This is a genomic window from Streptomyces xylophagus, assembly GCF_000716435.1.
GTDB classification, from domain to species: domain Bacteria; phylum Actinomycetota; class Actinomycetes; order Streptomycetales; family Streptomycetaceae; genus Streptomyces; species Streptomyces xylophagus.
The window spans coordinates 1-604 of record NZ_JNWO01000113.1 but is presented as its reverse complement, the minus strand read 5'-3'; the positions used below and the strand labels follow the sequence as shown (position 1 = coordinate 604).

Genomic DNA, 604 nt, shown 5'->3' with positions numbered 1-604 from the left:
GTGTGGCGGCGCTGGTCGGGGTTGCGCATCCACGCGGGGACGATCGGCGGGAGTTCCCGCGACCGGTCGACGACCTCGGCGAATGTCGTGGTGCGGTCGGGCGGGTCGACGGGGCCACCGACCTGCGTCGCCTCGATGGCGTGTGTCTCGGCGTCGTACTCCGGCCGGCGCGGACCGGGCACGGTGGTGTCGTGGTCGTCGAGGTATGCCTGGTCGGTCATGCTGCTCTCCTCAGTGCGGGGGCCCGACCGTGTAGGCCGGGCCCCGTTGCGGCTGGTCAGAAGCGGATGGTGAGGCCGCCCTCGATGACGTCTTCCTGGCGGCCGACGGTCGCGTTGCCGGACCGCACTTTCTGGGTGTTGGCGGGGGCGGGCGGCGGGGTGGCCTGCCGGGGGTTGGCCCGGCCGCGGACCTGGCCGACCTGGACGCCGACCTCGTCGTTGCCGCTGGCGGTGTTGTTCGGGCCCTGCTGGATGTTCTTCCTGCCCATGTCGAACTCCCTTCGGGGGCGTTGATGGTGGACCGGACGGTCCCTGCGCCGGCACGTACGAGACGTGCCGTGCAGGCACTCAGCGGTCGAGTACGTCGCGGAGCAGGTCGCGGT

2 protein-coding genes are annotated in these 604 nt (G+C 72.0%); both read right to left on the bottom strand.

The window, feature by feature from the left end; translation table 11 throughout:
• A partial coding sequence (locus OO70_RS50530; protein WP_043688323.1) for a hypothetical protein occupies positions 1-221 on the bottom strand: 221 nt, incomplete at its 3' end.
• Between the two features lie 56 nt (positions 222-277).
• Positions 278-604 (bottom strand): hypothetical protein (locus OO70_RS50525; protein WP_234337157.1); only part of this gene is annotated, 327 nt, incomplete at its 5' end.